This is a genomic window from Prevotella melaninogenica, from assembly GCF_013267595.1.
Lineage (GTDB): Bacteria > Bacteroidota > Bacteroidia > Bacteroidales > Bacteroidaceae > Prevotella > Prevotella melaninogenica_D.
In genome coordinates this window covers 285,301-310,799 of record NZ_CP054011.1, presented here as the reverse complement: position 1 = coordinate 310,799, position 25,499 = coordinate 285,301, and the positions used below count along the sequence as shown (strand labels likewise).

Sequence of the window (25,499 nt, the reverse complement as noted above, 5' to 3'; positions counted from 1 at the left end):
ACCATCATATTTATATTATGCATAAAGTTTCATATCTAAACCACCTCACTACTAAAAAAGACACATTAAACTGAAAGTTTTTCCTTTTTTTTTATTAGTAATCATATAATTTTATACCTTTGCAACAGAAACCTATCGCTTTCTAAAAGCGCAACTGAGTTTGAACCTTTCAATTCACTTAACTTCATTAGTTATGGAAAAACTATTACTTATCCTCCTTTTGTTCTGCACTGGACTTCGAGCTAATGCACAATCCGTATCTGGAAAGGTACTTGATGAAAACAAGAAACCTATCCCCTACGCAAATGTCATTATCCTTTCAGCCAAGGATTCTACCTTCATTGTTGGTACAACAACCGCTGATGATGGTAGTTTCAACTTCAAGGAGGTTACAGTAGGTAATATCCTTAAAGCCTCTTTCGTAGGTTATGAACCTTTCACTACGGTTCTTTCCAACCAAGATAACCTTACTATCGTACTGAAAGAAGATGCAAAAATGATGAAAGAGGTAGTTGTCAAAGGCAATGCTCCCTTGCATAAGATGACAACAGAGGGTATACAAACGAACATCGAGAACACCATTCTGAGCAAACTCGGCACTTGTGAGGATGTCCTTGCACATGTCCCAGGACTGACGAAGAAGAAAGATGGCTACGAAGTATTTGGTAGAGGTACACCTATTATCTATATCAACGGTCGTCAGATGCGTGATGCAACAGAGCTTGAACGCCTAAAGTCAAGCGATATCAAGAGCGTTGAGGTGATAAGTAATCCCGGAAGCAGATATAATGCAGCAGTAAGAGCAGTCGTAAAGATACGCACAAAGAAGGCTGTAGGCGACGGTTTTGGCTTCGATGTACGCTCCGCCTACTACCAGTCGGAGAATGTAGACCTCTCGGAACGACTCAACTGGAAGTATCGCCATAAGCATTTAGAACTCTTTGGTGGGCATGCCTATTCACTTGACAATGGTAACTATCCCAGCACAACAACTACTATTGTCCACGCTGACACCCTTTGGCAGCAGGACTTCACGCAAAAAGTCACCGAAAGGAATTCTAATTTTAAGAATACAATAGGAGCAGACTATCAGCTAAATGATAGTAATTCTATTGGTATCAAATACATGCTTAACTTCCTCCACGACTCCCCTCAACCTTTTACGCTTAGTAGTGATGTAACGGCAAACGGGACTTTCTACGACCATATTAACACCTTTGCAACATGCAAGCAGTCCCATCGTCCTTCCCAATTCATTAATCTCTACTATGTTGGAAAGATAGGAAAGATGGACATAGACTTCAATGCTGATTATCTTTATAACAAGCAAAATAACCATACTACCTCTCGAGAAGAAAGTCGCAACAAGGTTAGTCGCACCGTGACTTCCGACAATCAAGAGCGCAACAGGCTCTTTGCTTCTAAGCTAACCTTGGGCTATCCTGTTTTAGGAGGTAATCTGTCAGTGGGTGCAGAATATACCTATACGAACCGCAATGACACGTATAGCAATCCTGAAAACTATGTCCCAAGCTCATCCGCACAGCTAAAAGAGTCGAATATCGCTCCTTTTATGGAATACAAACACCAGCTATCAATCTGCCAGTTGACAGCTGGTTTACGCTGGGAGGCGGTACACTTCAACTATTATGAAAACGGACAGCACATTGCTAATCAGAGTCGTTCGTTCAGCAACTTATTCCCAAGCATCTCTGCAGCTACTCAAATAGGAGACCTACAGATGCAATTAAGCTATGCAGCGAGGACATGTCGTCCTTCTTACCGTCAGTTAAGCAATAACGTTACATACGGCAATCGTTTCTTGATGCAGTCGGGTAACCCACTGCTTCAGCACGAATATATCCACGACATAAGCTTAGGAGCTATGTGGAAGTTCATCCAGTTTGGCATCTCATACAATGACCGTCGTCACGCCATTGTCTTCTGGAGCGAACAAGACAGTCATAACTCAGCTATCTCACGTCTTACCTACACGAATCTTCCAAGCATCAAGACAATATCTACTCAGTTAGCTTTTTCGCCAACAATCGGTATCTGGACACCTGAGTTCACGGCATTAATGAAGAAGCAATGGCTCACATTACATACAAGTACAAAGACCTATAAGCTGAACAAACCAATCTGGCAATTCAGCTTTAACAACACCTTTGACTTTGGAAAAGGTTGGTTGCTATCAATGGAGTCCTACCTCGTTACAAAAGGCGATGGCGAAATTGCCTCATTAGCAAGCAATAGAGGTTCGCTTGACATCAACCTTACCAAGTCTTTCCTAAAAGACAGACTCGCACTTCGTATTGGTGGAACAGACTTGTTCCATACCCAAAAAGAAGGAGGAATTAGCTACACAGAGTCTATGGAGACTCAATATATTGGTACATACGACAGCCGTCAGTTTGTTCTAACTGTTACCTATAAGTTCAACACTTCACGAAGCAAATACAAGGGTACAGGTGCCGGACAGGCTGAAAAGAACAGATTATAGACGGCAGAAAAGCACCAATAAACTTAGCCTATGACCCAATAGGCCAAGTTTACTTCTGCCTAAACAACTCCCTACTTACACCCAATTGGCTCTGCTTTGGTAAGACATTAAATGTTGTTTAGTACTCCGCACCATTGGTGCGAAGCCTTAGCACAATATGTGCGAAGCCTTAACACGTCATGTGCGCAGCAATATTACGTACAAAGAAAGAGGGTATATCCAAGACACTAACGTCTAAGATATACCCTCTGAAATGTATGTTATCACGGAAGATTAATCATTCATATAACGCTGGACACGTGCATACATCAACTCATACTGAGATTTGATAGTTGTATCCTTCGTTGTCTTGATGCGCTCCTCAAGTAGCTTCTGCAGCTTCTGTGCATAGTGGAACACATATTCAGCTGTGCGATCGATGGTCTCTGTCCACATCGTCTCTGGCTCACCATAACCAACACCAAAGCCAAGGAAAGCCACATCCTGCTTATCATCACGCAAGCTGCGCACCTTACCAACCTGTCTAACCTCAACAATGTTAGCCTTCAGACGTTCAACATAGAGTTGCTGCATGGCGATATCATCATCATCAAGATTCTCATCACCAGCAATTGTCTTAGCCCAAACATTATTATACGTGTCTTCGCAATACTCCAATGGAGAATAAGAAGTAGAGTCAGCATAATAGCTCAATGCTAAACGTGCGGTTGCAGAAAGAGCCATTTCCTGAATACCACCTGCCAATGTCTTGTAAGGATGAGAGTTAATCTGAGGTAGACGATTCTCGATACTCTCAACACCACGCTTGCCAAACTTGCGTGCTTCCTGCAACAACCACATTGCAGCAGCACGTTGTTTCTCCTTAGGCATCACCTCATAACGAGGAATACCAGAAGACTCTGTGGTTTGATTCAGCTTGATACCACCAATGACAGCATAGACATTACGTGCATAACCGTATGCTTGAGAAACCATTTGACGATAGAGCTTAGCCTTACGTGTGCCATCAGCACCATCTGGAATCCACTCATCGAAGTGACTCAGAATATACTCAAGGTTCTTAAGGCCGTATGTACTTGACTTCACAGCATCGTCACCGAGGTCCTCTTCAATAGCAGTTGGGTCATAACGATAGCGTGACTGCTGAAGTACGTAACGATACATTGGGTCGTGCGCATGAGACTCTACGAGTGCCATCAGTGGCTTTACATCATCTCGGAAAGTCTTTGAGTTAGGGAAAACACGATATCCCCACTCTATTGCATAGTTATCATAGACACCCAACTCAGGAGGAGTCAGTGACACGCCCTTATCTGTTGGCTGTGCAACATAGTTGAAACGAGCATAGTCCATAATAGATGCTGTCGTACCATACTTCTGTGTGAAGCTTGCAGAACGGAGCGAATCAGTTGGGATTGCAGCCGATGAAGCCATGTTGTGCATCAAACCGAGTGTATGTCCTACCTCATGTGTCACAATGTATTCAAGTGATGGCAGCAAAAGACTGTCAGGCATATCCAATGTACGTGCAGCAGGATCAAGCTGTGATGTCTGAATAAATCGCCAGCTATTGATAACATTCACAACGTCATTATACACCAATACGGTCGCTGTGATAATCTCACCTGTACGTGGGTCAACCCATGAAGGCCCCATTGCATTCTCTGTTGCAGTAGGCAGATAACGAATGCAAGAATACTGGAAGTTATCAGGATCGAAGTTTGGATCATTGGTTGGGAAGTCCACAGCCTGCATCACATTCTTGAAACCGATACGCTCGAAAGCCTTATTCCATCTAAGGACAGCATTCCGAATCGCTGGTTTCCACTTTTCAGGGAACGCATTATCGATATAGAACACAATAGGTTTGACAGGTTCACTGAGCTGACCAGCAAAGTAAGCTGCAGAATCCTTAGGTTCTAAACGCCAACGATTGATAAAGCTTGCATGGTCGATAAGACTGTCATTGACGATTGACTTCGGTGTAAGGAAGTAGCCAAGACGAGTATCACTCAGACGTGGAATCATCTTATCCTCTGGCAAGAGTGCCAAAGTAAACTGTACACCGATAGAAACAGGATGATTGCTAATAGCCACACTACCACTATTACCAGTCATGTTGGTAACATAGTTGCGCTCCATCGAGATACAAGCATTGTTTGCAAACGACTTCAAAGAAGTGACTTTAATCCACTCTGGCTTTAAGTCAGCATCCACACGATATGGACCAGCAATCTTTGCAATCACTGGGAAATACTTACTTTCTCTCAAGAAGAAAGAAGAAACGTCAAAGAGAATACCACCAGTCTTCTTGTTTCTTGCCTTGATTGGGAAGCTATAGAAGTCAAGGTTACGATAGTTCGTAGCCTGTGCTTGCTTCGCATTGCCTGTTGGTAGGGCGTCGAGTAATTCAGAGTTGATAGCCTGCATTACGATAGAGCTATCTTTCTCTACAAAGCGAACGTGTGAAATAGAACCAGCACGAGTACCAACCTCAGCAAACTGTGGGCTTGATACAGATGAAATTGTAGCACCAATAAGCATGTCACGACCGATAGAAGAAGGTGGCAACTCCATGAGGAGTTTCTCACCTGTCCTATAGAACGAAACGAATGGTCCCTTTGCAGAGTCTGTCTTCTCTTCGGTTAGAATACGCTCATAGGCATCTTTCTTCACCACAGAAGTAGTGGTTGTAGCCTTCTTTTTCTTCTTTTTAAAGAAAGGGAAAGCCTGTGCTGACAGTGAAAGGCTCAAGAAGCCCACTGCTAATAGGGTTGCATGAACCGATTTCATTGATAAAAATGAAGTCTTTCTCATTTCTTCACCTCCATTGTCTTATTGATTTTGAAGAGCATCATCTCATAGTGTGTACGCGCTTCAAGTGGCAAGTTTGCCTTCAAACATTTCTCCAAAGCTGTTCTCAATTTCAGAAGACTGTTGTAGAAGTAAAGCTCTGAATTGTCTGCGAGAGTGATATCAACAGTTGGAGCAAGGTTCTGAGATGGGTCACCGAAGCCCGGAGTTGCACCGAGATCATCACCCTTTAAAGCCGTACTTGAACCAGAGCCACCGCCTGAGCCACCGTTACCAGTAGCCTTAGAGACAACACTCTGTGCTTGACTCATAAATGCACGCTGCAAAACACGCTCGCCCTGAGAAGGTGCGCGCATCTCAGCAACACTCTTGAAGAGGGTGTTATAGATATCATCAAAGTACTCTTTCTGTGTGTAACTGTTTGGATTCAAGTAAGAAGTGATAGCTACACGCATACGTGCTGCCATCAAATCGTAACCCATAAACTCCAAACTCTGGTCATAATAGCTTACTGACAAGTAGCCCTTACGCTCGAAGTTACGGTTAGCATACTTCTTGAAGTTCATAGCTTCCTGCAAACACCACAAGAGTGAACGACGCTGAAGTTCCTTAGAAACAACCTGATACTGTGGTACTCCTGCTGAAATCTTCATATTGTTGAGGTACATTCCACCAACATTACTCAACACCTGCTTGAACAAAGCGTAACGATTCTGTGATATCTGCAGGTATAACTGATCTTTGATACGAGTATCCTCATCGTTCTTAATCCACTTAGAGAGATTGTTTTCAACGATTGTATAGTTCTTATTTGCAAGGTTTGCACTTGCAATCATATCGTTACCAAGTGCACCTGCAGCAAGACGTGGGTCCCATTTAGCATTGCGCTCAGCATAATAACGAAGACGTGGGTTTGTCACCTTCTTGTCAACAAACGCCTCAAGTGTATTCTTCTCATCATTGATAGAAACATTATCAGTATCGAAATAATGATAGTTCCAATCAATTGTAAAGTAGTCATACATGCCAAGTCCTGTTGGAGCAAGGCGTACACCATTGTCTGTTGGCTGTGCAACATAGTTATAATGAACGTCATCCATAACAGAAGGAGCAAGTCCCATGGTATTCATGAAACGTGCATTACGCAATGAATCAGTAGAATAAGTAGCTGAAGCACCAAGGTTATCCAAGAGTCCTAACATACTACCAGTTTCCTTTGTAACCAACATCTTCAAGCCATCAGCAAACTTTGCAGCAGACAAACGGTTGCTACGTACTGATGGATCAACAGCACCTGTTTCAATTAAACGCCACTTATGTAACAACTTCTCGACATCAGAATAGATGAACATAGAGGCTGCCATAATCTCTCCAGTATTAGGATTGACATAGATATCACTCTTTGGAGCAGATGAAGAACCACTTGGTATATAGCGAATACAAGAATACTGAATGTTGTCTGGGTCGAAATCTCCTTGCTTCTGAGGGAAGTCAACAACCTCAATAGCATTCTTAAAGCCTATCTTTTCAAAAGCCTTATTCCACTCAAGAACACCCTCACGGATAGGCTGTTTCCATGCCTCTGGGAAGGTATCATCCAAATAGAAACGGATTGGATTAACAGGCTGACTCAACTTACCCTTTGCATAAGCCTTCTTATCCTTTGGTACAAGATTCCAACGATGAGAGTAGAAGATACGCTTCGTACCTGCACCTTCCTTTGGGATTCCCAAACGAACTGAGTAGTTAACACCAATACGTGAGTCCATAATACGTGGACGCATTGCAGACTCTGGCACAAGTGCTACACTATAACTAACACCAACAGTTGTAGGACGTTCACCTCCGATAGGCATAGACATCAGAGAAGTAGACACACCATAAGTGAAGTCATTATTAACGATAACATTCGTATCAAAACTCTTTATACCACGAATAAACGAGAGTTCTGGCTTAGGAGTAGCCTTGATACTATAGTTACCATTCTTTGTTGGCATAACCGATATGAGGTTATTTGGTTTACCTAACAAAGAAGTTACGTCAAAGACAACTGCAGAGCTGTCGTTGTTATAAGCCATAATGTTAAAGCCCTGCCAAATACCATCACGATAGTTCAGAGCCAATGCCGCATCAAGGTCAGCAGAGTTTGCATTCTCCTTGAAAAGAACATTATTAGGAGTCTTCATCACCACAGAGCTATCCTGTATATCAAAATAGAACAAAACAGGATTAGAACTTGTCGAACCAACAGTAACTGTAGATGCGTCAGTTGTTGAGTTTACTACTCCACCAAGCATCATCTGCTTCTTCAACAAAGTACGTGGCAACTCAAAGTAAATCTTGTTGTCAAGCTTATGAACAGTAATAAACTTACTACGTGCCGTCTCAGTCTTTTTATCTTTGAAGAGACGGTCATACTTTGTCTCCTTCTTTGGTTTAGACTTAGACTTGTCATCATCAGCTTTTGCAACAGTACTTTGCGATACAAGGAGGAGCAGTAATGCCCCTCCAAGTAAAGAGTTCTTAAATGAGAAATTCATTCTTATCATTTGTATGTTATTTATTTCTGAATAATGCCTTCACAATACGTCCCGTAATGTGCTGTTTTGACCAACGTAGAGCATTTGTCTGCGTGTCATAACAGTATAGACTACCTGGCATAGATGCCGATGTATCATTGGTTGCAACATAGATGAGGTTATCATCATCTGAGAACACCATGTCTACAATCTTCTCAGAACTGCTACCTACAGTGAACAGTGCTGCAGTTGGGAAGTTACTATTAGCAAGTACGTTATGTGCATAGACGGCATTGCCATTAGTGTAATAAACAATGTTCTTGCTACGAGCCGAGCGTACTACAGACCCATTAGCGATACCAGAAGTAGAAGGCATTGCAACACGGTAAAGCACATTAGCTGCAATTCTCTTATCTGCAGAAGAAGAGTAGTAGCCGGGGAAGATGTATGTAAAGTAGAATGTTCCCGTGCTTGTTTGATTAGTGATCAGTGCAAGGTTACGCTGCTTGTTAACACTACCCATACCAACCAACGTATCACCAGTGAAGGTTCCCTTCAAGATTTCAGCAGGAACTGATGTATTCTCAATAGCCATTGCTAACAGAGAGCCGTGTGCATTGTCAAAGTAAGCATCACCATGTGCATAGAAAAGGTCGTCTCTCCACCATGGAGTCATGCTATTTGCAAATGTAACAGAACCACCTACAGCACTTGTGAAACGTGAAGTCTGTGAAATCAAGTTGGTTGTGTTCAGACCCAATGAATACAAGTTATTCTTAGTAACAGTCATAACCTTTGGTGCACCTGGATCAGAGTTAGCCGCTACCTGTATCACCTTCTCACCGACAGGAGTTTGGAAAAGTGACAACATTTCATAACCATCAAGCTGGTAAAGTATTGATGGATTACCTGCTGCAATAATCAGAACATTGTTTGCCTGACCACCGATAGTCTTGTTCCATGCCATTGAGCAAGGTGTACCAAAGTTAATGTTAGGGTTGTTAGGAGCCAACACATCAAGGTGGAAACTCTTGTTTACATCCTCTGTAGGTACATATGAAAGGATTGACTTACTATTATTTTCTGCCAAGAGATAAACACCCTTTGTATAAGCATACTCAACATTCACTCTAAACTCATAAATCTGAATATTCTGACCATTACTTAGACGAAGACGTCCTGTATAGGTTCCAGAACTCTGAATAGGGTAAACAAGTGCAGAATCACTTGAAACCAACTTATGATTAATCTCCCATTCGTAGGTGAGTTTCTGCTTTCCATTGCTTTGCAACACCGCTGGGTTGATTTTCAAAGTATCACCCTGATTAAGTGTATAACTGCTATTCAGAGGTGTCTGCAGACTGATTACAGACACACCATCACCTCCTTCTGTTGAATCATCCTTGATACAAGAAGTGAAGGTAAGGGCTGTTGCAGCTAAGATAAATAAATATTTCTTTACCATAATTCGTCAATTATTTTAATCGTTATACCTATGAACGTGCTTATTCAGGGTTGGCTGCAAAGTAAGCCTTCAACTTCTGAATATTTCTATAAAGCTGTGTCCAACTTCTTGTATTACGTATTGCCTTCTCAATCTCACTTGCATCTGAGTTATACAAAGACAGGAGATAACGATACTTAGCTGGTGTATAAGCAGGAAGACCCATTGCTTGCAGCGTAGGATTGTCCCACCAGTATGGCTTTTCAAGCACATTGTCAAAAGTAATCGTTCTCTTTAGTGCATTAGGGAAACGGACACCAAGGTCGTCAGATGCTTCCAAACGCAGAACAAGACGAATATTTTCGTTCTTAGTATCACTAAGATTCTGACGCAAAAGAACTACACGAAAACTTGATGCAAGACTATCAGCTGGGATTACTTGATCACTATTGATTGCCTCAAAGTGTACTCCTGCTTTGGCAGAACTACTTGGGTCAACAACTACTTTATAATGTTGAGCCTGTGACTTTCTCACTCCTGCAAGCTTGACTTTTACAGTAACCGTATCTGTTGTCACGCTCGTAGGCTGTGTTCCGAACGAATAGTTATATAATGTGTCAGAAGCATTATTGAGGTCGAAATAAACCTGGTTTGCTCCTTCGAAAGTACCATCCTTTGAGTATTCACCTTTGTACTCATCATTTGAACACGCTGCCAACGACAATGCAATGACACCGATAGCGAAGAAGTTTGTGATTGATTTATACATAATCATTTGTTTTTTAGTGTTGTCCGATAAGCAATTTCCATGTAGCTTAGCCTTTTCTTCCTTATTATATAGGACGCTTATGACTTCGCTTTTCCATGTTTTGCCGATGTCTTAAGTTCGCGCACATGTGGTGCGAAGGCTCAGCACGCATGGTGCGGAGGGCTAACACCAATGGTGCTGCATATTAGTTAGCCCGTTAGAGAGCTTATACTACTTAAGTATTATCGGATTACAATATTTGTTTTTATGTTTATATCTCTTCTTTTATACACTCAAGTCAGTGATTTAGCGATGCTAAACGCTTTTTACAAGTAGTCTTGCTCGTATCGCTTAGCAGTGCTAAACCATGCTAACTCTTTGATATGTACTATTCGTTGTGTACAGCCTGATCACCGTACTCATTCTCTCTGTCTGGCCATGGGAGATTGAAGATGGCATCTGAAGGCTGATACGTGTCGATGTTTCTGAAGTCAGTGAAACTACGGTTATAGTGCTTCAACGCATAGAAGGTTTGTCCCATACCAGGGAACTCACGCATACGTTCACGCATCATCTCCTGCTCAAAGAGTGTACGTGTTGCAACCTTAGCCGCGTCTACATCACCCAGTCCCCTACTCTTTCTTACCTGATTGAGCAGACTGATTGCCTCTGTCTGGTTTGTATCATAAAGACTTTCGCTCAAAATATAATACATCTCTGGCAGACTAATTAACACAAAGCCTTTCAACACGCCTCTTGTAGCCTCGGCATCATTCTGAATTAGACGGATAAAGCTGAAAGAAGATGCTGAACCTGATGTATTCTCTCTAAAGAAAGAGGTGAAACGGAGGTCAGAGCTAAGCGCTGTAAAGAGGTCGGTCTCATAGAGACTACGTGTGTCACGACGACCCTCAACGAAAGAGCCGTAACCTGTAGAACGCAGGAAGGCTGTACGAATGGCTGTTGAACGATCGGCAGCATAAACACCGAAAATCATCTCCTTACTTGCAGGGAAACGCATCACAGAGTCAAGTGAAGTACTTGTATTCAGCTTAAAGTTCTGTGTAGCGTTGATGACTTCACGAGCATACTTTGCAGCTTCTGTGTACTTACCCATAGCGTAATATACACGAGCTTTGGTAGCCTTTACTGCATACTTATTGAAAAGAATCACACGTCCCTTACTATAATCACGTACGAAAGTATTATCGTATGTAACATCATTGTCGTCTGTCAACAATGAGTCAGCCTGATTCAAGTCCTTAAGAATAAGGTTGAACGTTGCCTGCAAGGTATAACGTGTGCGGTTCTTCAAATTGAACTCTGTTGCATAAGGCAGACCAAGCGTGTTTGCATCACTGCGCGTATAGTCTGTACAGTAGAGGCGAGCGAGGTCGAAGTGCATAAAGCCACGCAGACCCAACGCCTCACCATGAATCATCTTGCGCTCCTGTGCACCTGCACTAATATCATTAATGTGTCTCAACACATTGTTGACATTAGAGATATTGTTATACATATTGCTCCAAACAGCATCCACGACGTTGCGTGCTTGCTGATTGGTATATTGGTAGCGGTTCAGATAATAACTAACATCTTGTGTGTTGTCATAACCGAACTGCTGACCTAACTCATCTACCATACCCCATGAAAGATTACTACCATAGAGATTAGATGAAGCTAACTTACCGTAGATACCAAACATAGCATCCTCATAACCAGTAAGGTCAGTGAACATCTCGTCATCGGTAAGCTGTCCTTTTGACTGCACATCCAAGAAGTCGCTACATGATGTAAGCAAAGCAAACACCATGGATAGTCCTATATATTTCGTTATCTTCTTCATTGTTATCCTAATTTAGTTTTAGAGTGAGAATCGTAATGAGAATTCAAAGCTTCTGTCATATGGATAGTTCAAACCACGCTCTCTCTTCGCTGTTGATAGGTAGAAGAGGTCGTTAGTAAGAAGCTCTAAGAACATACGCTTCAATCCATACTTCTGAATAAAGTTTGTTGGAACCTCATAAGAGAGTGACAAACTGCTCATACGCAAGAAGTTGTTCTTCTCTACGAAGCGTGATGTCTGATACGGAGTAGTTGTATCGTCGATACGCTTATACTTTGCAACAGTTCCAGGAGTCTTCCATCTGTCATTCAATACACGCTCATCAGCATTGTACTTAGGGTTGGCTCCCTCTACCTTTGTTGCCAAAGTCTCATTATAGACAGAACCTCCGAAAGAGTACAAGAACGAACAACTCAATGCAAATCGCTTATAAGTAAGGTATGAAGTGATAGAACCCGTACCTAAAGGATTCGTATCTCCGAAGATTACCTTATCATTTGAGTCATAAACGAAAGTATATGTACCATCACGCTTAATGAAGATTTCCTGACCTGTTACTGGGTCGATACCTGCAGAAGGAACAACCTTCAAGGCTGTCAAAGACTGACCTTCTTCATAGATAGGAAGCGGTGCAACACCATTGTCAGACTTGTTCTTCTCATTCTGTTCACGCAGAGAATTACTGATCTTCTTAATCTTATTCTTGTTATAAGCATATGTAAGACCGAGTGACCACTGCCAATCTTTGTTCTGAATTGGGAAGGTACGCAGACGAAGTTCAAAACCTGAGTTCTGCACCTCACCAATGTTCTCACGTGAAGTTGTCACACCTACAGATGGTGCCTTAGTAATATCCAAGAGCAGGTTGTCTGTGTTCTTGATATAATAATCAGCTGAAAGGTCGACACGACCACGGAAAGCTGTGAAGTCAACACCGATGTTGGTGCTCAATGTACGCTCCCACTTCAAGTCTGGATTACCGATAGTAATTGGTGTAGCACCAGTTCCCTTACCATAGAAGTAAGAACTGTTATAGCTATAGGTAGTCAATGCCTGATATGGGTTAAAGTTGATATTACCCAAGTAACCAACACTGGCACGAAGCTTCAAGAGTGAAACTTGTGAGCCCTTCATGAACTTCTCGTTGTGAATATTCCATCCACCACCAACACTCCAGAATGGGGCAAAGCGCTGATTCTTACCGAAACGAGATGAACCCTCATAACGATAGATAAGGTCGAGGAAGTACTTGTTATCCCAAATTGTATTGGCATTAACGAAGAAACCTACACCTCTTGTCTGTGTATCAGAGCCACTTGGACGCGTTGCAGCGTATGCCGTAGCGAAAGATGGGTGTCCGAGCTTATCAGAATAGAAGCCTATTGAAGTATAAGTAGCGGCATCTGATGACGTTGACTCAATACTTCCACCTCCCATTGCAGTAAGGAAGAGCTTCTTAAAGAAGTAGTTATTATATGATAACATTGCTTTTCCCTGCAACGTTGTGGTATTTACCCAGTTATCAGACAATGAACCACGCTGATCAGCAGACTTATTACGAATCTCGCTGTAGGCAAAAGGAGATGTGAAAGTGCGTCTATCCTGCTTGCTACGGTCGACTGTAAAGTCTCCATCCAAGCGAATCTTCTCACCGAACCACAACTGAATACTTGTCGTATTGAGGAAGTCAAAGTTATTTGTCTTACTATAACTACCCAACGAAGCATCATACAATGGGTTCGCCAAGTCATGATAGAGTGAAGAGCGCAACTGTCCATCAGAGTTATATGGATTCTCATAAGGATTCATCTTAACCCAGTCTGAGAAGTCACCATAAGGTGACACGTTACTTGATACAGAGGAGAGTGTCGAACTGTTTGACACGAAGAATTTACCTGCAATATTGTAAGACAGGCGGAAATTGGTTGAAAGACGAGTACGATCAGAACCCTTCATGACACCAGCATCCTTACCATAACGAATACCGAGATTATACTTTGCACGGTCATCACCACCATCTACACTCAAACTGTGTGACTGTGAGATCGCATTACGCAGTGGCTTAGACAGCCAGTCAGTCTCAACACCTCTCTGAACATCATTATATATACGTGCATAATCCTTGTCGAGCGTATATTGAGTTGAAGGACTTGTGTCTGTAAACAAACCTGCAAGACGTTCATACTCCAACTTCTGACGTGCATTCAACAAGTTATAATCGTGCAAATCAGGTGTTGACAAACGTACTGTTCCACTATAGTTCAATTTCAACTTACCGCCCTTCAAGGTCTTTGTTGTAATAACAATAACACCAGCAGAGGCCTTAGCACCATAAAGAGCAGATGCAGAAGCATCCTTCAATACGGTAACTGTCTCGATATCATTCATGTCCATATCGGCAACATACTCAGCAGAAACCTGCGCACCATCTACCACATAGACTGGTGTATTGGCTTGTCCTTCGAAGGTTGCACGACCACGGATATTGAGTTCTGCCACCTTATTAGGGTCAGAACCTTTGAGGTTATCATCTGCGATGACCATACCAGGAACGAAACTTGCAATACTCTGCAACACATTCTTCGTACCCACATTCATCAACTGGTCACGACTTACAGCCACCTGAGAACCCGTAAACGAATTCTTATTCTTAGTCTGATAACCGGTCACAACCACTTCCTGCATCTCTTTTGAATCTTCACGCAGCGTGATATTAGCAGTTGCGCCATTCTTTACTGTCTTTGTAACTGTCTTATAACCAATATATGATACATTCATGTGCACCTCTTTTAGATCTGTCACAATCTCGTATTCACCATTGATATCGGTAACATAACCACCATTCACGCCATCCACACGGATGACAGCACCGATGATTGGATCACCGTTATTATCAGTAACCTGACCGCGAACGCTACCCTTGCGCTGTGTAGTTTCCTTCTTTGCAAGCGTCAGGGTATTACCCTCAACGGTATAAGAGAGTGGGAACTGGTTTGCCAAGTTCAGTAACAAACTTGATACTGACTGATCACGCACGTCAAGAGTAACACCCTTAAGTGCCTTCACGCCTTCATCTGCAAACTTTACATTTAATCCTGTCTGCTTTGCGACCTCATTGGCGAAATCCTCTACCGTTGCATCATGCATAGAAAGAGTTACTTTTGCGCCATTCAGATCTTGCGCTGACATGGGGAGACTTAATGGACCAAAACATAAAAGGTTCAAAAAAAGAACACATATTATGCGTTGGAGGAATTTAATCTTCTGCATCATTCTCTAAAATTATGAATTTTGTTACTTGAAATTACAATCTTTTTTACTCGAAAACTCTTATGTTAATAATTGTTCAGAGAGAAGAAAAGAAATCTTCATTTCTATTAATACTATTGAGATAGTCCCTTCACAGGTAGACAATACCTATTATAATTTATTCTGCAAAAGTACGAAAAAAAATAAAAATTCAAGCTATTTTATTATTAAAAATAAAGAATTCCCTTCATTATTATTATTTTTTGATAGCTAAATATACATTTTAATGGCATTTTCTTAACGAAATGATAGTAAATAATAAATTATGTGTCAAATTCGTATAAGATTTCCTTATACTTTTTTACTTTTATGTTCTGATTGCTTTTCAATAAATTTTTAAATTGCTTTTATACTTACAAACGCCCGTTTATCATAGACAAAAGCTTACTATTCTATCTGCGTCTACATTCCGTAGCATCAAAAGCCTTGTGCTTTTAGAGGCTAAAACTGCAAACTACTTACTTCAAGTTGCTCGCATATCGACCGTCTTTTGAAGCCTATCTTATGCTCCGCACCAATGGTGCTAAGGCTCCGCACCAATAGTGCTAACCATCAACACAAAGTGTGCTGACCATCAACATATCGGGAAAAGATGACATAAAGAGTTCATTATGATTGTTACGAATCATAAAGACATTGATGGTTAACTTACTCAGCAATCACTTACAAGATTACACGAACCACTATTTTAAGCCCGAAGTCCTTATAATTAAAATAAAAACAAGGGGTTGTATCAAAATAAAACCATTAATGGTTACTTTGATACAACCCCTTTTTAGAATTTATAACTGTCGCCTTTCTACGATCTATAGATAGCAAAAAACCATGTTATCACGTCGAAATCTTACTGATGCTGTGCACGATAATTTTCCAATCCCTTGTCCAGGAACTCAAGATAAGCAGGTACATCCTCCTTAAAGCTAAAGCTACCATTCAATGGTTTACCCGCATTATCCAATGGCACATAGAATGGCTGGGCAAGATAACCAAACTTTGTTTGCTCAAGATAGCTCCACTTATCACCGATAGTACGCAGTGTACGTGAAGTTCCGTCTGGGAGTTTCACCTCAACAGGCTGCTTTAATGGAGTCTTATCATCTACATAAAGTGAGATGAGAACGTAGTCCTTATTCAACTTATCGGCTACACGTGAGTCAGTCCATACAGATGCCTCCATCTTACGACAGTTCACACATCCAAAGCCTGTGAAGTCAACCAAGACTGGCTTACCTGCTGCGGCGGCTGCACGCATACCCTCATCATAATCTGTATAAGCAGCATGTACCGTCTGTGGAGCAAGGTTGAAATCCTGTGTGTTAATAGGTGGCGCAAACGCACTAACAGCCTTACAAGGAGCACCCCAGAGTCCTGGAAGCATATAAACAGAGAATGCCAATGAACAAAGGCCGAGCATAATAGCTGGTACAGGCATAGCCTTCTGCTCTGGATCATCATGTGGGAACTTGAGTTTACCAATAAGGTAAAGACCCAAGAGACCGAAGAGAACAATCCAAATAGAAAGGAATGTCTCACGATCAAGAATATGCCAGCCGTACGCGAGGTCGGCTACTGACAAGAACTTCAGTGAGAATGCCAACTCGATGAAACCCAACACAACCTTAATCATGTTCATCCATGAACCAGACTTTGGTGCTTTTTTAAGCAAAGTTGGGAAGAGAGCAAAGAAGGTAAATGGTAAGGCAAGAGCCAAAGCAAAACCAAACATACCCACTGCAGGAGCTACCCAGTCACCACTTGTTGCTGCCTGAACAAGGAGAAGACCTACGACAGGAGCTGTACAAGAGAAACTTACCAATGACAAGGTGAATGCCATAAGGAAGATAGAAAGCAAACCTGTTGTCGCAGAAGCCTTATTATCAACCGCATTACCCCATGAAGAAGGCAATCGAAGTTCAAACCATCCAAAGAAACTGAAAGCAAAGACTGCTAACAAAAGGAAGAAGAACACATTGAACGGTGCATTTGTTGCCAACTCATTCAACTTCTGTGGACCGAAAGCCCAAGTAACAAGCGTTGCCAAACCCATGTAAATAACAATGATTGACAAGCCGTATGTCACTGCATCACGTATACCCTTCTTGCGGTCATCCTTCGCTCTTTTGAGGAAGAAGCTTACCGTCATTGGAATGATAGGCCATACACAAGGGGTGAGCAAAGCGATGCAACCACCTAAAATACCCATAAAGAAAATACTCCAAAGAGAGCTATTAGTGCTGTCCTTGGTGCTATTGAAGGCTGACAACTCTTTGATAACAGGTTGCCACAAGTTAACATCTGCATTTACTTGTGCATTCTCCTGCTTTAGAGCCCCTACAGTATCGGCTGGCAACACATCAGCTTTCTTAGCAGTATCTGCAGTCATTGCGGAAAGTGCAGATAAACCATCAGCTGCTACATCAGTAGCAGCTGTCGTTGTTTTTTCCGTTTCTGCATTAGCAGCTGTTGGTGTTGCTGCGGGCGCGGAAGCAGGTCCATTACCTTTGAAATTAAATTCAACCTGTGTTGGTGGCAAACACATCTCATCGTTACAAGCACCATATTCCAAATAACCCTTTATACTATAGGTCTTGGCTGTTATCTTGTAACGTTGAACGAAACCAACGCTATTTTCAAAATAACGTAGTTTCATCTCGAAAGTCTTATCATAGACATTCAACTCTTTACCACGTGTTGTGAGCTTACCAACTGGTGTTACGCCCTCTGCTTTATCTACATGTAAAGATGCAGATGTAGGACCATCAGCAGGAAGATTCGTTGAATATACATGCCATCCCTGGTCAATCTTCGCTGTGAAGATAACCTCAACCTCTGTTGGTGAAACCTGCTTCTGCTGTACAGAAAAGTGAACAGGGTTCTGCTGTGCCATAGCTGTGAGGCTAAACAACAGCGTAAAGAGGATAAATAGTGTATTTCTTCTTTTCATCGTTTTATACTATTAGAATTTGAACTGCAAAGATAAGAAAATTATTTTTATAACATTACATAATGTATATATTTAATATTTATATTCAATAACTTTTTATCAATCTATGTTCAAAAGGTTTTCAGGATTAAGATGAGTTCTCTCGTCGATTTTTATTTTACGTATATTGTTGCAGACAGGTAGTCACCTACCTGCTGCAACAGCTATTCATTTGAGAATAATCAGCATTAATTATGCACCAACGTACCTATATCTTCACCGTCCATAACCTTCTTCAGATTACCGACAACGTCCATATTGAAGACATAAATAGGTAGATCGTTTTCCTTACACATAGTCGTTGCCGTGAGATCCATTACCTTAAGACCCTTATTATAAATCTCATCATATGTGATTTCAGAGAACTTAGTTGCCGATGGATCTTTCTCTGGATCGGCAGTATAGATGCCATCTACACGTGTACCCTTAAGCATTACGTCTGCCTCAATCTCAATACCACGCAAGCTTGAACCAGTGTCCGTTGTAAAGTAAGGACAACCAGTACCAGCTGAGAAGATACAAACATAACCTGCTTCCATAGCCTCGATAGCCTTCCACTTGCTATAGAACTCACCGATTGGTTCCATACGGATAGCGGTCAAGACCTTAGCTTTCACACCGATTGCCTCAAGTGCTGAACTGAGCGCAAGAGAGTTGATAACAGTAGCACACATACCCATCTGGTCGCCTTTCACACGATCAAAGCCTTTCTGACTACCGCTCAAACCACGGAAAATGTTACCACCACCGATTACGATACCAATCTGTACACCCATTTCATGTACTTCCTTAATCTGCTTAGCATAATCGCTAAGACGTTCAGGGTCGATACCGAAGCCCTGTTTTCCCATCAAACTCTCACCCGAAAGTTTCAAGAGAATTCTTTTAAATCTTGCCATTATTTTTGGAGTTGAAGGAGTTGAAGGAACTTCTTTACTTTCCCAAACACCTTGTTATATAATAAATTCTACTTCTTTAAATTGATATTCACGTATCATACCCTTGCTGTCACGGAGGATGAGATGCCCATCGTCTTCTACTTCAACGATAGCGCCTTCAAACTCGCCATCAGCATCACGGAACTTATGAAAGCCTCCACGGCGGTACAAAGCTTCGTGATACATGGCACTGACATCATTATACCCGCCCATCTCTAACAGCTGATAGAGTTCTGAGAACTTCTTGATTATCTTTTTCAGCAGTTCTTCTTTGTCTACTTCATACCCTAAAATCTGACAGAGAGAAACGGGATTAGGAGCATCACTATGGAACGTTTCCTGATTTACATTCAGTCCCACACCGAAGACACAGTCTTTTATACGCCCCGCAGCGAGCTTTGTTTCAATCAGTGTTCCGCTCAGTTTCTTATCTTTCCAATAGATGTCATTGGGCCATTTCAGGCTGATATCTTCTTTCACATAGTCTGCCAAAGCTTCTTTCAATGCCAAAGCACCAGCTTCAGAGAGTAGAAACTGACTACGAACAGGCAGCATCGTCGGATGAACAAGTACCGAAAACAACAGGTTCTTACCAGCTTCACTCTCCCAAGTGTTCGTCCCCTGCCCTTTTCCTGCAGTCTGATAATCGGCAACAACGACTGTCATTGGCTCATCTTCAGCAGGTGTGTAAGTGCGAAGGTAGGCATTTGTACTATCGACAGCATCCAATCTTACGACTTTCACCTCTCTTTCTTTCTCTACTACTGTTGGCTTGAAAAAGCCTAATACGGCATCTATTATCTTCATTTACAATCTATTCTTTATATGAATGGAAGAAAGGCATCCTTCACATGGCGCACCTCATTGGTTCCTGTTGGCTGCCCTACGACAGTGATTATATCAAAGCGAATATCCAAATTGATGTTATATCGCTTGACGTATGCATTGGCAGCTATCGAGAGCGAACGCACTTTCTGCACAGTGACAGCCTCATCGGCATCAGCAAACTGCTCATTCTTTCGGGTCTTTACCTCAACGATAACCAGCGTACCATTATCTATAGCAACAATATCTAAGTCTCGATGATGATAATCCCAATCACGATGAAGAATGACATAACCCAACTGTTGGAGATAGCTTACCGCCACATCCTCTCCCCATTTACCCAATTCGTTATGGTATGCCATGCGTCTTTCTTTCCTCAACTTGCAGAAGTTTTAGAAGTTCAGACTATTAGAAGGAGATAAGATAATTCTTTATACGTATCAAATCGATTTACGGATGAAACAAAGGTATTGCCTACTTCTTCTAAAATCCTTAAACTTTATCACTCCCGTCAAGAATTGTGTACATTAATATTCACGCACAAAGTTAGAATAATCTTTCGTAAAATCAAAATAAAACCCGTATTTTTGCAGTATGAGTACAGAAGAACAAAGCAAGAAAGACCTATACTTTATGCAGCGTGCATTAGCTGAAGCCGAAGCGGCTTATAAAGAAGGTGAAATCCCTATTGGTGCTGTTGTGGTGTGTCGCGACCGTATCATCGCTCGTGCCCATAACCTGACAGAGACGCTCAATGACGTCACTGCGCATGCTGAAATGCAAGCAATAACCATGGCTGCCAACGAGTTAGGGGGTAAGTACCTACAGGATTGTACGCTATATGTGACTGTTGAACCTTGCATCATGTGTGCTGGTGCTATAGGCTGGGCACAACTCCAACGCATTGTCTACGGTTGTCCCGATGAGAAACGAGGCTATCACGAGTATGCACCCAAAGCCTTTCACCCAAAAGCTAATGTTACTTACGGTGTGATGGAAGAAGAATGTCGTGCCTTGATGCAGCGATTCTTTCAAGAGAGAAGGTAGGGATCGAGGAGTTAAGGAGTGAAAGGGAGTAAAAGGAGTTAAGACATCACCTCTTTTCGTGATACTAATAAAGATATAGAAAGGAAAGAGAAAGGGTTTTACCAGTGCTCTTTACGAATATTAGAGGTAAGAGATAAACTGCTGATAAATGCCCTTTTAACTTCTTATAGCTACACGCTAACGAATTATTTACATGAAAATAAATATTTATTGTCGTGAAAATAATTCTTTTTTATCATGAATAAAAATATTTATTTTCATGTAAATAATTCGCTCAAAAGCTGTTGTAAGCATAAAAAAGAGCCGTTATCAAGAATACAATTAATACCATAAAACAAATAAATTTATGCCTTTGATGTCACCTTTTACAAATCAACAACGTTATACAAGTGAATCGGTTCAGAAAGAAAACCAAATGTATAACATATTAAAAACAAATGATTATGAATTATGTAATATTAGAATCAATCATTAAAAGTCTCGTTCCAATAGCAATTGCAGTAGTTCTTCCTATCATAATGGCTTGGCTCTCTTACCGTAACAAACAACACGAAACAGACAAAAGAAGCGAGATTGTTACGGCTATTATTGAAAAGAATCCTGACATTGACGTGCAGGAGTTTCTCGACAAGCTGAACCCTTCAAAGAAATCATACAAAGAGCAACTGATGACAAAAATGCACCAGGAACTACTTTGGGGGACAATCTGTCTTATCGGAGGGGCGGCAACCATATTGGTTATTATAGTTTTGAGCATTTTGCAAAGTTTTGACAAAGGATATATCCCTATAGGCGCCGTATTTGGTGTTGTCCCATTGGCAGTAGGATGCGGGTTGTTAATCGCCTACAACAATGCCAAAAAGACTTTGGAAAACTTGAAAGACAACGATTAGGTTATTATGACAAGAGAACAATTCGTCGAACAGGTCAGTCGGGAACAGGCAACATTACGCCGGTTCCTGACGGCTCTATGCTGCGGCAATAGTGCTGAAGCTGACGATATTGCTCAAGAGGCTCTTATCAAAGCCTACCTTCGCAGTAGTCAATATGACGAACGTGGACAGTTCTCGGCTTGGCTAATGAAAATTGCTTATCGTGTCTTCATCGACTCGCGCCGCAAACAGAAACACCAGCAGGAACTACCCCTTGAGAAGGCTATCACGCTCCAAGGGAATAGTAAGAGTGACGATGCCTTCCGCTATCAGGAATTACATAGTGCTTTAGAAACGCTTACGGAAACGATGCGCACAAGTATCCTGCTTTATTATATGCAGGGTTATCAGATAAAAGAGATTGCAGAGATAACCGAAAACAGTGAGGATGCGATTAAGAAACAACTCTCACGTGGACGGCAAGAACTTAAATACTTATTGGAAAGATGAACGAAGATAAATTCTTGAAAGACTTACTGGTGGACTATCATCCACAGCTATCGGATGACAATGCCTTTATGCAAAGACTGCAACGACAGATGGAACTCATCGAAGAAGTCAAGGCATATCAACGTGCGGAGAGCCGAAAGAACAAACTGATGTCGCTTAAACTGCTTGTTGTCGGGGTTGTTTTGGGCTGTATTGTGACGCTTGCAAGTTTCACACTGCCTAACATCTTTGATAGATATATCAATGGAACTGAATCAGAATTCATCCTTACCTTGCTTCACAACGTTCAGTATATTGGACTGGCAATAGGCGCGGCCTTCGTCACACTCAGCCTATTGTTTACCACGAGATTAGTAAATCTAAAAGACGAAGCACCACATCAATAGGGGCTTCTTAGGGTTTTGTAGAAGTTGACATAACAGATAGCACGATTGCAAAAAAGGTAGACCTTTTTGGGCAAAAAGGTCTACCTTTTTTAAAGAAACCGTCAACCTTTTTGAAGAAATAGTTACCCTCTTCTGAATATATCCAATTATGAGACTGTTGTAAGTTTGGAGAAATAAAAAAGGAGATGTGCTGTTATAACACATCTCCTCTTTCTTATTTTGTATTTTATGATTATCTAACCTGAATAACCAAGTATTTGCTTGTGCTCCAGAATGTCTGTGGGTCCGTAATACGGAGAACATACTGTCCGTTTGTATCAGTTGTCAGCGTGTAGCTGCTGCTTGGATGAGCAGTCAACAGATGAGCACTCTTGCTGTAAAGCTTGATTTCCTTGTTGACACGGATATCAATCTTTGTGAAGTAACCCTTGTTGAAAGAACCCTGAAGAACCTTACCACCATCGAGAATGCGCTGTGCCTTCAACTCGCTCTTAGTACCGAATACATACCAACCAGCATTCAACTGCTTGTCTTGTGTATTGATAGTCTCGGTCTTTTGGTTGCTCTCTGTCTGGAGATTCTCTTTCTCCTTGGTGAGGTTTTCTTTCTCTGCTGTAAGGTTCTCCTTATCAGTCTTGAGATTAGTAACATCTGTATTCAAACCAGTGATAGTCTCATCAAGTTCCTTAATATGAATATTCTTTGACTCCAACTCAGCACGCAACTGCTTCAACTCAGTCTCCTTAGCGCTCAACTGACTTGTTAGACGGCTGAGAGTTTCCTTCATTGCATCACCCTTAAAGCCTGTCTCGCGTAACTGCTGCTGCAACTTCTTAATGAGTTCACGGTTTTCCTGCATACGCTGAGCGATAAACTGGATATTCTCCTTCATCTGCTCTGCCTTGTCTGCACGCTCACCATTCTTAGCTATTGTCACACGATTCTCAGCCTCGTTGATAGCAGCAAAACCCTGCTGGATATCATTCAACGTTCCCATCATATCGTTAATCTCGTGATCACGTGCGTCGATAATATTGCGCAATGAATCATTCTGTATTTCGGATGGATTCAAAGCCGATTTCTTTCCTTGATTGCAGGATGCCAGTGCAAGTACTCCACATACTGCGAAAACTAATAGTTTATTCATACATTATACTTTTTTATCCGTTTGTTTCTTCCTATCAGAAGACTTTACTTTTTCTTTTCCTGCCACTACAATGACGAACTCACCACGTGGTTCTGTCTCTTTGAAGTGGGCGATTACCTCTGTCAATGTCCCTCGAACACTCTCTTCATGCAGCTTTGAAATCTCACGACAACAGCTTACTTGTCGCTCGGCTCCAAACACCTCAGCGAACTGTTCTAAGGTTTTCACAACTCTATAAGGTGATTCATAGAATATCATTGTACGCGTTTCATCAGCTAAACTCTCTAAATGAGTCTTACGTCCCTTCTTCTGAGGGAGGAATCCTTCGAAGCAAAAGCGGTCACAAGGCAAGCCACTTGACACCAAAGCAGGTACGAAAGCGGTAGCTCCCGGAAGCGTCTGAACGGTTATTCCATTGGCTGCAGCCTCACGAGCGAGGAAGAAACCTGGGTCACTAATGCCTGGAGTTCCCGCATCTGAGATCAGTGCAACCGTCTCACCAGCCTTTAATCTATTGACTATACCAGCAGAACTTGCATGTTCATTGAATTTATGATGAGACATAAGACGATTCTTAATCTCAAAATGTTTCAACAAGATACCCGATGTACGAGTATCCTCACACAAAACTAAATCAGCCTCCTTTAGGATTCTGATAGCACGGAGTGTCATATCCTCCATGTTTCCAACTGGTGTCGGTACGAGATATAATGTTCCCATTGTTGGTTGCAAATGTAAAGTAAATGAACAGAAGGACAAAATAAATTAGCTTTTTTTACATAACAATCATGTCCGTTTGCAAGGAAAAAGACAAAGTAACAATGATGTTATAATTTTAAAGAATAAATACTACTATCTACGAAAAAATACAACTTCATTCTACAAATTAACTTTCAGTTCTCTTTTATTTTCCGCTAAGAAGACAAAGAACACACTTCCTCAATAACTTTTAACGCTTAACGTTTATCTATTCTTTTTAAATTATATATCTTTGCAATGATTATGACAAAGATAGACAACCATAACGGTGAAAGACGTCGTCAAGGACGCATTGAGGTGATATGTGGAAGTATGTTCTCTGGTAAAACCGAAGAACTCATCCGTCGTATGAAACGTGCAAAGTTCGCAAAACAGAGGGTTGAGATTTTCAAACCTTCTATTGACACACGCTATTCAGACGAGGATGTAGTCAGTCATGACCAGAACAGCATCCATTCTACACCTATCGACTCATCTGGCAACATTCTTCTTCTTGCCTCAGACATTGATGTCGTGGGTATTGACGAGGCACAGTTCTTAGACGAGGGGCTCACTGATATATGCAATAAATTGGCAAACAACGGTGTACGTGTCATCGTTGCAGGACTCGACATGGACTTCAAAGGCGTGCCATTCGGTCCTATTCCTGCGCTTTGTGCCATTGCAGACGAGGTAACAAAGGTACACGCAATCTGTGTGAAGTGTGGTGCGTTGGCATACGTTAGCCACCGTCTCATTGCTGACGACCGTCGTGTCATGCTCGGAGAGCAGCAGGAGTACGAGCCGCTATGCCGTGAATGCTACAAAAAGGCAACACAAGAGGAAACAAACAATAAACAATAAAAACGC

Annotated in this window: 18 protein-coding genes; 6 read left to right on the top strand and 12 right to left on the bottom strand. The window is 41.7% G+C overall.

Annotated elements, in window-relative coordinates; translation table 11 throughout:
* The first annotated feature begins 193 nt into the window (after window positions 1-193).
* Entirely contained in the window at window positions 194-2,503 is a 2,310-nt protein-coding gene (locus FIU21_RS06505; protein ID WP_036886381.1) for an outer membrane beta-barrel family protein, read from the top strand.
* 273 nt (window positions 2,504-2,776) lie between these two features.
* Here FIU21_RS06505 and FIU21_RS06500 read toward each other — a convergent pair whose 3' ends face one another.
* From FIU21_RS06500 to FIU21_RS06455, 10 genes are all read right to left on the bottom strand, one after another.
* The gene (locus tag FIU21_RS06500) at window positions 2,777-5,296 is read right to left on the bottom strand and encodes a zinc-dependent metalloprotease (RefSeq protein WP_004360463.1); all 2,520 of its coding nucleotides are present in this window, start codon (window positions 5,294-5,296) and stop codon (window positions 2,777-2,779) included.
* Between the two features lie 20 nt (window positions 5,297-5,316).
* Complete coding sequence (locus FIU21_RS06495; RefSeq protein ID WP_004360462.1) at window positions 5,317-7,866, bottom strand: zinc-dependent metalloprotease; 2,550 nt, start codon at window positions 7,864-7,866, stop codon at window positions 5,317-5,319.
* Between the two features lie 7 nt (window positions 7,867-7,873).
* A complete protein-coding gene (locus tag FIU21_RS06490) occupies window positions 7,874-9,301 on the bottom strand; it encodes a PKD-like domain-containing protein (RefSeq protein WP_004360461.1) in 1,428 nt (475 codons plus the stop codon).
* A gap of 40 nt (window positions 9,302-9,341) precedes the next feature.
* Complete coding sequence (locus FIU21_RS06485) at window positions 9,342-10,049, bottom strand: DUF4843 domain-containing protein (protein WP_036886374.1); 708 nt, start codon at window positions 10,047-10,049, stop codon at window positions 9,342-9,344.
* A 367-nt stretch (window positions 10,050-10,416) separates the two neighbouring features.
* A complete protein-coding gene (locus tag FIU21_RS06480; RefSeq protein WP_004360459.1) occupies window positions 10,417-11,874 on the bottom strand; it encodes a RagB/SusD family nutrient uptake outer membrane protein in 1,458 nt (485 codons plus the stop codon).
* Between the two features lie 18 nt (window positions 11,875-11,892).
* Window positions 11,893-15,144, bottom strand: coding sequence for a SusC/RagA family TonB-linked outer membrane protein (locus FIU21_RS06475; protein ID WP_036886428.1), 3,252 nt, complete (start codon window positions 15,142-15,144; stop codon window positions 11,893-11,895).
* Between the two features lie 883 nt (window positions 15,145-16,027).
* Window positions 16,028-18,127 carry a protein-disulfide reductase DsbD family protein gene (locus FIU21_RS06470; RefSeq protein WP_036886372.1) on the bottom strand — a complete coding sequence of 700 codons (2,100 nt, stop codon included), beginning with the start codon at window positions 18,125-18,127 and terminating at the stop codon, window positions 16,028-16,030.
* A 227-nt stretch (window positions 18,128-18,354) separates the two neighbouring features.
* The gene (gene pyrH / locus FIU21_RS06465; RefSeq protein WP_004360456.1) at window positions 18,355-19,065 is read right to left on the bottom strand and encodes a UMP kinase; all 711 of its coding nucleotides are present in this window, start codon (window positions 19,063-19,065) and stop codon (window positions 18,355-18,357) included.
* A 54-nt stretch (window positions 19,066-19,119) separates the two neighbouring features.
* Window positions 19,120-19,911 carry a biotin--[acetyl-CoA-carboxylase] ligase gene (locus FIU21_RS06460; RefSeq protein WP_004360455.1) on the bottom strand — a complete coding sequence of 264 codons (792 nt, stop codon included), beginning with the start codon at window positions 19,909-19,911 and terminating at the stop codon, window positions 19,120-19,122.
* Between the two features lie 14 nt (window positions 19,912-19,925).
* Window positions 19,926-20,291: a YraN family protein gene (locus tag FIU21_RS06455; protein WP_004360454.1), complete on the bottom strand. Its 366-nt coding sequence runs from the start codon at window positions 20,289-20,291 to the stop codon at window positions 19,926-19,928.
* 232 nt (window positions 20,292-20,523) lie between these two features.
* Between FIU21_RS06455 and FIU21_RS06450 the strand changes: the two genes are divergently transcribed.
* From FIU21_RS06450 to FIU21_RS06435, 4 genes are all read left to right on the top strand, one after another.
* Window positions 20,524-20,976 carry a nucleoside deaminase gene (locus tag FIU21_RS06450; protein ID WP_004360453.1) on the top strand — a complete coding sequence of 151 codons (453 nt, stop codon included), beginning with the start codon at window positions 20,524-20,526 and terminating at the stop codon, window positions 20,974-20,976.
* 437 nt (window positions 20,977-21,413) lie between these two features.
* Window positions 21,414-21,869, top strand: a complete 456-nt coding sequence (locus FIU21_RS06445) for a hypothetical protein (protein ID WP_004360452.1) — start codon at window positions 21,414-21,416, stop codon at window positions 21,867-21,869.
* Window positions 21,870-21,875: 6 nt separating this feature from the next.
* Window positions 21,876-22,358, top strand: a complete 483-nt coding sequence (locus FIU21_RS06440) for an RNA polymerase sigma factor (RefSeq protein WP_004360451.1) — start codon at window positions 21,876-21,878, stop codon at window positions 22,356-22,358.
* On the top strand, window positions 22,355-22,744 hold the full coding sequence (locus FIU21_RS06435; protein ID WP_004360450.1) for a hypothetical protein: 390 nt from the start codon (window positions 22,355-22,357) through the stop codon (window positions 22,742-22,744). Before FIU21_RS06440 ends, FIU21_RS06435 begins: the two co-directional genes overlap by 4 nt.
* Before the next feature lie 232 nt (window positions 22,745-22,976).
* Here the strand turns inward: FIU21_RS06435 and FIU21_RS06430 are convergent, their stop codons facing one another.
* Window positions 22,977-23,891 carry a Cbp1 family collagen-binding glycoprotein adhesin gene (locus FIU21_RS06430; RefSeq protein WP_004360449.1) on the bottom strand — a complete coding sequence of 305 codons (915 nt, stop codon included), beginning with the start codon at window positions 23,889-23,891 and terminating at the stop codon, window positions 22,977-22,979.
* A 3-nt stretch (window positions 23,892-23,894) separates the two neighbouring features.
* Complete coding sequence (gene rsmI / locus FIU21_RS06425; RefSeq protein ID WP_004360448.1) at window positions 23,895-24,611, bottom strand: 16S rRNA (cytidine(1402)-2'-O)-methyltransferase; 717 nt, start codon at window positions 24,609-24,611, stop codon at window positions 23,895-23,897.
* Window positions 24,612-24,893: 282 nt separating this feature from the next.
* Between rsmI and FIU21_RS06420 the strand changes: the two genes are divergently transcribed.
* A complete protein-coding gene (locus FIU21_RS06420) occupies window positions 24,894-25,493 on the top strand; it encodes a thymidine kinase (protein WP_004360447.1) in 600 nt (199 codons plus the stop codon).
* The last annotated feature ends 6 nt before the right edge of the window (window positions 25,494-25,499 follow it).

Coding starts and splice junctions, on each gene's coding strand:
- FIU21_RS06505 (WP_036886381.1), top strand. CDS start 194: ATGGAAAAACTATTACTTATCCTCCTTTTGTTCTGCACTGGACTTCGA.
- FIU21_RS06500 (WP_004360463.1), bottom strand. CDS start 5,296: ATGAAATCGGTTCATGCAACCCTATTAGCAGTGGGCTTCTTGAGCCTT.
- FIU21_RS06490 (WP_004360461.1), bottom strand. CDS start 9,301: ATGGTAAAGAAATATTTATTTATCTTAGCTGCAACAGCCCTTACCTTC.
- FIU21_RS06480 (WP_004360459.1), bottom strand. CDS start 11,874: ATGAAGAAGATAACGAAATATATAGGACTATCCATGGTGTTTGCTTTG.
- FIU21_RS06450 (WP_004360453.1), top strand. CDS start 20,524: ATGAGTACAGAAGAACAAAGCAAGAAAGACCTATACTTTATGCAGCGT.
- FIU21_RS06435 (WP_004360450.1), top strand. CDS start 22,355: ATGAACGAAGATAAATTCTTGAAAGACTTACTGGTGGACTATCATCCA.
- FIU21_RS06445 (WP_004360452.1), top strand. CDS start 21,414: ATGATTATGAATTATGTAATATTAGAATCAATCATTAAAAGTCTCGTT.
- FIU21_RS06440 (WP_004360451.1), top strand. CDS start 21,876: ATGACAAGAGAACAATTCGTCGAACAGGTCAGTCGGGAACAGGCAACA.
- FIU21_RS06470 (WP_036886372.1), bottom strand. CDS start 18,127: ATGAAAAGAAGAAATACACTATTTATCCTCTTTACGCTGTTGTTTAGC.
- pyrH (WP_004360456.1), bottom strand. CDS start 19,065: ATGGCAAGATTTAAAAGAATTCTCTTGAAACTTTCGGGTGAGAGTTTG.
- FIU21_RS06475 (WP_036886428.1), bottom strand. CDS start 15,144: ATGCAGAAGATTAAATTCCTCCAACGCATAATATGTGTTCTTTTTTTG.
- FIU21_RS06420 (WP_004360447.1), top strand. CDS start 24,894: ATGACAAAGATAGACAACCATAACGGTGAAAGACGTCGTCAAGGACGC.
- rsmI (WP_004360448.1), bottom strand. CDS start 24,611: ATGGGAACATTATATCTCGTACCGACACCAGTTGGAAACATGGAGGAT.
- FIU21_RS06460 (WP_004360455.1), bottom strand. CDS start 19,911: ATGAAGATAATAGATGCCGTATTAGGCTTTTTCAAGCCAACAGTAGTA.
- FIU21_RS06495 (WP_004360462.1), bottom strand. CDS start 7,866: ATGATAAGAATGAATTTCTCATTTAAGAACTCTTTACTTGGAGGGGCA.
- FIU21_RS06430 (WP_004360449.1), bottom strand. CDS start 23,891: ATGAATAAACTATTAGTTTTCGCAGTATGTGGAGTACTTGCACTGGCA.
- FIU21_RS06455 (WP_004360454.1), bottom strand. CDS start 20,291: ATGGCATACCATAACGAATTGGGTAAATGGGGAGAGGATGTGGCGGTA.
- FIU21_RS06485 (WP_036886374.1), bottom strand. CDS start 10,049: ATGTATAAATCAATCACAAACTTCTTCGCTATCGGTGTCATTGCATTG.